The sequence below is a fragment of the Streptomyces sp. NPDC050448 genome (genome assembly GCF_040655295.1).
Classification (GTDB): domain Bacteria; phylum Actinomycetota; class Actinomycetes; order Streptomycetales; family Streptomycetaceae; genus Streptomyces.
In genome coordinates this window covers 46,617-53,019 of the sequence record NZ_JBFAJR010000046.1, presented here as the reverse complement: position 1 = coordinate 53,019, position 6,403 = coordinate 46,617, and the positions used below count along the sequence as shown (strand labels likewise).

Genomic DNA, 6,403 nt, shown 5'->3' with positions numbered 1-6,403 from the left:
ATTTCCGACGCCTCTCAGCAAGAGATGCCGGGGCTCCGTGGTGCCCGTTTCGCCCCGGTTGGCAACCGGGGTGGCTCCTTAAGTACGCGGCATTGGCCCTTGAGGGACCGGCCCGCATCGGAATGACGATGGGACTGACGGGCAGCCCCCAGCACCTCTCCCGACCCCGAGTCACCGCAACCCCGCCCCTTGGGTCCGGATTCCCGCGACTCCCCCCCTCCCGACGACACGACCCACGGGCAACCCCCCGCACCCCTCCCACCCCCGAGTCACCGCAACCCCGCCCCACCCCGTACCCCCGCACCCCCCACCCCGGGCCCCTGGAGGGCGACGACGCCCGCCCGCCACGCCAGCAGCCGCGCGACCGCCGCGGGTCCCGCCCCCGCGCCCCGCGTCCCGTTCGGCACCGCGGCCACCACCGCCCACAGCTTTGACACGTTCGACCAGCGATCGGGGCGCCGCGCTCCCCTTCCAATCTGACATACCGTCAGGTTCAATCGGGTACGTGATGGGACACGCAGGGATGGCGGCCACCGTCGTCCGATACCTCAGGTCAGTCGGCTCCCCCACCTCCGCCCCCTCGGAGCAGGACCCGGACCCCGGCCACGTCGATGCGCTGCCGCGCCCCGAGCTGCGGGCCGTCGGCGACGACGAGCGTGCACCCGTCAGCCCCGCCGAGTTCCGGGCCGTGCTCGGGAACTTCGCCAGCGGTGTCACGGTCATCACCGCCCCGCCCGCCGAGGGTGGGGACGGGCCCGCCGGCTTCGCCTGCCAGTCCTTCGCGTCGCTGTCCCTGGACCCGCCCCTGGTCACGTTCATGGTGGCCCGTACGTCGACCACCTGGCCGCGGATCGCCCGCGCCGGAGTGTTCTGCGTCAACATCCTGGGTGCCGAGCAGGGCGAGCTGTGCCGGGCCTTCGCCGTGAGCGGCGCCGACAAGTTCGCCGGGGTCGCCCACACCCCCGCCCCCGTGACCGGGTCACCCCAGCTCGAGGCCGTGCCCGCCTGGATCGACTGCCGGATCCACGCCGTGCACACCGGCGGGGACCACCTGATCGTGGTCGGCCGGGTCGAGGCCATGGGCGCGGCCGGGGAGGACGGCCCGCTGCTCTTCCACAAGGGCCGCTTCGGCCGCCTCGCCGAATAGCCCCCACCGAGATCGCCCCGCCGCTATCCTGCGCTTTCGGACGGGCGGGGGCCATGCGGGACGGATACGTGTACGAGCCGGGGCGCAGTCGGTGGACCACCGCCACCGGCTGGCTGATGGTGATCAGCGCCCTCGGGGCGATCGGGTGCGCCCTGGCCCGTTTTCCCCCGGTCGCACCGCTGCGGGCCGAACTGGCGCTCGCCGGCGCCGCCGCGTTCTTCGCCGGCTGCTGGGCCGTGGCCTCGTACCTCGCCCGCCTCGGTCCGCTGGAGAAGCGGCCGACGGCCGAGCCCGGCGAGCCGAGCCGGGTGCTGCCGTGGATTTTCGCCGCGGCCGTCCCCCTGGGCACGGCCGCGGCCCTGCTGCTGGTCCTCACCGGCTCCAGCGAGCACGCACGGCACCTCGAGCAGCTGGAACAGGCCGGGTACAGCAGCCACGAGGCCGTGGTCGTCCGGCTGACCGGCGAACCGGAGTGCGAGCCGGCCACGAGCGACGTCCCCGAACACTGCTCCACCGACCTGGTCCTGCGCATCCCGTACGACACCGGGACCCAGGACGTCGAGATGAAGGCGCACCGCACCCGCGAGGCGCCCGAGCCGGGCTGGGAACTGACCGTCTACTACGCCGCCGGCCACCCGGAATTCGGCGTGGGGACCGAGTCCCCGACGGACCAGACCCCGCTGTGGCTGCTCATCGTCCTCGCCGTCGCGGTCGTGCCGTGGTTCATCATCCCGATCTTCATCGTCAAGTCCCAGACGGATCCGGAGCGGCTGCACGCACTGCGGCGCTTCCGCCCCGGCATCCATCTGCCCGCGCTCGCCATCCTGCTCACCGGCGTCGTCCTGCTGCTGCCGACGGCCCTGGAGTTCGAGGTCGCCGGCTTCCACCGGCTGCCCGCCGCCGTCGCAGCCCTGGCCCCGGCACTGGCCATGAGGTCGGTGGTCAGGAGGAGCCGGCGGCTCAGAACGTGAGCACTCCGCGGGCCACCCGCCCGTGCCGGGCGTCGTCCACGGCCTTCGCGAAGTCCTCGACCGGGTAGGTCTCCGTGACGAGTTCGTCGAGCAGCAGCTTCCCCTGCCGGTAGAGCTCGGCGTAGAGGGCGATGTCCCGCTGCGGGCGGGAGGATCCGTAGCGGCAGCCCATGATGGTCTTGTCCAGGTACATGGACGAGACCTGGAACGACGCCTCTTCCTTGAAGCCGGGCACGCCCAGCAGGACCGCCTGTCCGTGCCGGTCCAGGAGGTCGACGGCCTGGCGGATCAGTTTGACGTTGCCCACGCACTCGAAGGCGTGGTCGGTGCCCGTCGGGAGGATCTCGCGGACCGCCGCCGAGGAGTCCCGGGCGGCCGAGGCGTCGATGAAATGTGTGGCCCCGAACTGCCGGGCCACCGACTCCTTCGCCGGGTTCGCGTCCACCGCCACGATGGTGGCCGCGCCCGCGATCCGGGCCCCTTGCAGCACGTTGAGCCCGATGCCGCCCGTGCCGATGACGACCACCGACTCGCCGTGGCCGACCCGGGCCCGGTTCAGTACGGCCCCCACGCCGGTCAGGACACCGCAGCCGATGAGCGCCGCCGACGTCAGCGGGATGTCGTCCGGGATCTTCACCGCCTGGACGGCCTTGACGATCGTCCGCTCCGCGAACGCGGAGTTGGAGGCGAACTGGAACAGCGGCTTCCCGCCCCGCGAGAACGGCTGCCCCGGCATCCCGATGGCCTTGCGGCACATGGTCGGCCGTCCCCGGTCGCAGTCCGCGCACGCCCCGCAGTTCGCCAGGGTCGACAGGGAGACGTGGTCACCCGGCGCCACGTGCGCGACTCCGGACCCGACGGCCTCGACCACCCCCGCACCCTCGTGCCCGAGCACCACCGGCGGCGGGAACGGAATCGTCCCGTCGATCACCGACAGGTCGCTGTGGCACAGCCCGGCCGCCGTGATCGCGACCAGCACCTCCCCCGGCCCCGGGTCGCGGATCTCGAGATCCTCGACCACCTGGGCCTGCTTGCCGTCGAACACGATGCCTCTCACCTGGGCTCCTTAGGCAGGCCGAGCACACGCTCGGCGATGATGTTCCGCTGGATCTCGTCCGAGCCGCCGTAGATCGTGTCGGCGCGGGTGAACAGGAACAGGCGCTGCTCCTCGTCGAGTCCGAGTTCGTACGGCAGGCCGGGCGCCCAGGCCGCCGGCCCGGCCGAGGCCGCGGCTGCGCGGACCGCCACCGCCAGCTCGCCGAGCCGCCGGTGCCAGCCGCCCCACAGCAGCTTGGCCACGCTCGGCGCGCCCGGGTCTGCGGCGGTGCCCAGCGTCCGCAGGGCGTTCCAGCGCATCGTGCGCAGCTCGGCCCACTGCCGTACGAGGCGCTCGCGCACGACGGGGTCCCCCGCGCCCGAAGCCGCGTAAGCCCCCACCACCCGCTCCAGTTCCGCCGCGAACCCGATCTGCTGGACCAGTGTCGAGACCCCGCGTTCCAGGGCGAGCAGGCCCATGGCCACGGTCCAGCCGTTGCCCTCTGCGCCGACGGCCTCCGCCGCGACCGCCCCGTCGAAGAACACCTCGTTGAACTCGGAGGTCCCCGACATCTGGCGGATCGGCCGGACGTCGACCCGCCCCGGCTGGTCCATCCGTACGAGCAGGAAGGACAGTCCCTGGTGGCGCCGGGACCCGGGCTCGGTCCGGGCCAGGACGAAGCACCAGTCGGCGTCCTGGGCCAGCGAGGTCCAGATCTTCTGCCCGGTGACGCGGAAGAGTCCGTCCGCGGCGTCCCGTACCGCCGTCGTACGGATTCCCGCGAGGTCGGATCCGGCGTCCGGCTCGCTGTACCCCTGGCACCACAGCTCCTCTCCGCGTGCGATGCCGGGCAGGAAGCGGTCCCGCTGCTCCCGGGACCCGTACGCGATCAGGGTCGGCGCGAGGAGGTTCTCGCCGATGTGGCCGACCCGGCCGGGGGCGCGCAGCGCCGCGTACTCCTCGGCCCAGACCACCTGGCCGGTGAGGGAGAGCCGCCGGTTGCCGTATCCCTCGGCCTCCCAGCCCTGGCCGATCCAGCCGCCGCGGCCGAGTTCGCGCTCCCAGGCGCGCCGGGCGTCGACCCCCTCGTGCTCGCTGCCGGGCCCGCCGAGGCCGAGGACGTGGGCGTACGGGCCCGCGAGGTGCTCGGTGAGCCAGGCCCGGGCGCGGGCCCGCAGCTTCTCGTCCTCGGCCCCGAAGCTGAAGTCCATGTCGTCCGGGCTCCCCTACGCGTTGGGGCGGTCCTTGGCGGCCGCCGCCTTGGCCATGGCCTCCAGCTGCGCGAGCATCGGCATCGGGTCGGTGCCCACCGTCCCGGGCAGGAAGTCGGCGATCTTCTCGGGGGTCCAGGAGCCCTCGGCGTAGCCGGCGCGCAGCTCGCGCGGCTGCGCCCAGACGGCGATCTTCGGGCCGGCGATCGTGTAGACCTGCCCGGTGATCTTCTCGCCGCCGACGGCGACGGCCTTGTCGGAGAGGAGGTAGGTCACCAGGGCCGCGACGTCCTCCGGTTCGCCGATCTCCTTGAGCTCCATGGGGACGCCCGCCGACATGCGGGTGCGGGCGACGGGTGCGACGGCGTTGGCGGTGACCCCGTACTTGGCCAGTCCGAGCGCTGCGGAGCGGACGAGGGAGATGATCCCGCCCTTGGCGGCGCTGTAGTTGGCCTGGGCGACGGAGCCCTGGTGGTTGCCGCTGGTGAAGCCGATGAGGGTGCCGGAGCCCTGGCGGCGCATGACGGCGGATGCGGCGCGGAAGACGGTGAAGGTGCCCTTGAGGTGGGTGGCGACGACGGGGTCCCACTCCTCCTCGGACATGTTGAACAGCATCCGCTCGCGCAGGATGCCGGCGACGCACACGACCCCGTCGACGCGGCCGTACTGCGCGAGGGCGGTGTCGACGATGCGCTGGCCGCCCGCCATGGTCGAGATGTCGTCGGCGACGGCGACGGCTTCGCCGCCGGCCGCGGTGATCTCCTTCACGACCGCTTCGGCGATCTCGCTGGTGGGCTCGCCGCCCTCGATGCCGACTCCGTAGTCGTTGACGACGACCCTGGCGCCCTCGGCGGCCGCGGCGAGTGCCACGGCGCGTCCGATGCCCCGGCCCGCGCCGGTGACGGCCACGACCTTGCCTGCCAAGAAGTTCCCCACGCCCGACCCCTTCCCGCGTTTTCTGACGGACCGTTAGATTCTATGGGCAGTCAGATATGCCTGCACAAGCCCTCGTTCATATCTGCCAGCGACAGGGAGCTGATGAGGCCATGGGCATGCCCCCCGAGTTCCACGACATCGCCAAGCGCATCAACAACTGGGGCCGCTGGGGCGCCGACGACGAGATCGGCACCCTGAACCTGATCACCGACGAGGTCGTCCGGGCGGCCGCCGCCGAAATCCGCTCCGGCCGCCGGATCCCGCTCGCGCTCCCGCTCAAGGAGGACGGGGTCCAAGCCGGCCTGATCCCCGGCCGGATCAACCCGCTGCACACGATGGTGCAGATCAACCAGGAGCTCTTCGGGCCGGGCACGGTGGCGTGCAGCGACGACGCGGTGACCATGGGGCTCCAGGCCGGCACCCACTGGGACGCGCTCACGCACGTCTCGCACTCGGGGAAGATCTACAACGGCCGCCCGGCCGGCACCGTCACGGCGCACGGGCGGTCCGAGTTCAGCGGCATCGACAAGGCCGGGCACATCGTCTCGCGGGGCGTCCTGCTGGACGTGGCCCGCGCGAAGGGGCTGGACCGGCTGCCCGGCGGCCACGCGGTGACCCCCGAGGACCTGTCGCAGGCCGAGGGGTTCGGCGGGGTGACCGTACGCGCCGGGGACGTCGTCCTCGTCCGGACCGGGCAGATCCAGGTCTACCTGGCGGGCGACAAGCACGGCTACGGCTTCCCCTCGCCCGGGCTGTCCGTCCGTACGCCCGAATGGTTCCACGCGCGGGACGTGGCGGCCGTCGCCAATGACACCCTGACCTTCGAGATCTTCCCGCCGGAGATCGACAACCTGTGGCTGCCGGTGCACGCTCTGGACCTGGTCGAGATGGGCATGCTCCAGGGTCAGAACTGGAACCTCGAAAAGTTGTCCACAGCCTGTGCAGAAGAAAACCGGTACGGCTTCCTGCTCTCGGCCATGCCGGAGCCCTTCGTCGGCGGCGTCGGCACCCCGGTCGCCCCGGTGGCCGTCCTCTGAGGGACTCGCCGGGCCATCACCGCAACGCACCGAGGGGGGCGGCCCGCACCCGATCGCCCACCGAG

Annotated in this window: 6 protein-coding genes; 3 read left to right on the top strand and 3 right to left on the bottom strand. The window is 72.5% G+C overall.

The window, feature by feature from the left end:
- Nucleotides 1-523 precede the first annotated feature (523 nt).
- Together AB0I68_RS34780 and AB0I68_RS34775 are read left to right on the top strand one after the other, a co-directional pair.
- Nucleotides 524-1,147 carry a flavin reductase family protein gene (locus AB0I68_RS34780; RefSeq protein WP_363181400.1) on the top strand — a complete coding sequence of 208 codons (624 nt, stop codon included), beginning with the start codon at nucleotides 524-526 and terminating at the stop codon, nucleotides 1,145-1,147.
- Nucleotides 1,148-1,200: 53 nt separating this feature from the next.
- Nucleotides 1,201-2,118: a hypothetical protein gene (locus tag AB0I68_RS34775; protein ID WP_363181397.1), complete on the top strand. Its 918-nt coding sequence runs from the start codon at nucleotides 1,201-1,203 to the stop codon at nucleotides 2,116-2,118.
- Here AB0I68_RS34775 and AB0I68_RS34770 read toward each other — a convergent pair.
- The 3 genes from AB0I68_RS34770 to AB0I68_RS34760 are packed head-to-tail and all read right to left on the bottom strand — an operon-like array spanning nucleotide 2,108 to nucleotide 5,301.
- Nucleotides 2,108-3,175 carry a Zn-dependent alcohol dehydrogenase gene (locus tag AB0I68_RS34770; RefSeq protein ID WP_363181396.1) on the bottom strand — a complete coding sequence of 356 codons (1,068 nt, stop codon included), beginning with the start codon at nucleotides 3,173-3,175 and terminating at the stop codon, nucleotides 2,108-2,110. The genes AB0I68_RS34775 and AB0I68_RS34770 overlap by 11 nt on opposite strands.
- On the bottom strand, nucleotides 3,172-4,365 hold the full coding sequence (locus AB0I68_RS34765) for an acyl-CoA dehydrogenase family protein (protein ID WP_363181395.1): 1,194 nt from the start codon (nucleotides 4,363-4,365) through the stop codon (nucleotides 3,172-3,174). The genes AB0I68_RS34770 and AB0I68_RS34765 overlap by 4 nt, the downstream gene beginning before the upstream one ends.
- Nucleotides 4,366-4,380: 15 nt before the next feature.
- A complete protein-coding gene (locus AB0I68_RS34760; RefSeq protein WP_363181394.1) occupies nucleotides 4,381-5,301 on the bottom strand; it encodes an SDR family NAD(P)-dependent oxidoreductase in 921 nt (306 codons plus the stop codon).
- 110 nt (nucleotides 5,302-5,411) lie between these two features.
- Here AB0I68_RS34760 and AB0I68_RS34755 point away from each other — a divergent pair, with 110 nt between their 5' ends.
- Entirely contained in the window at nucleotides 5,412-6,338 is a 927-nt protein-coding gene (locus AB0I68_RS34755) for a cyclase family protein (protein WP_363181393.1), read from the top strand.
- Nucleotides 6,339-6,403 lie beyond the last annotated feature (65 nt).

Bases quoted from the DNA above. Each gene is read 5' to 3' on its own strand.
- AB0I68_RS34780 (WP_363181400.1), top strand. From the start codon at position 524: ATGGCGGCCACCGTCGTCCGATACCTCAGGTCAGTCGGCTCCCCCACC.
- AB0I68_RS34755 (WP_363181393.1), top strand. From the start codon at position 5,412: ATGGGCATGCCCCCCGAGTTCCACGACATCGCCAAGCGCATCAACAAC.
- AB0I68_RS34765 (WP_363181395.1), bottom strand. From the start codon at position 4,365: ATGGACTTCAGCTTCGGGGCCGAGGACGAGAAGCTGCGGGCCCGCGCC.
- AB0I68_RS34775 (WP_363181397.1), top strand. From the start codon at position 1,201: ATGCGGGACGGATACGTGTACGAGCCGGGGCGCAGTCGGTGGACCACC.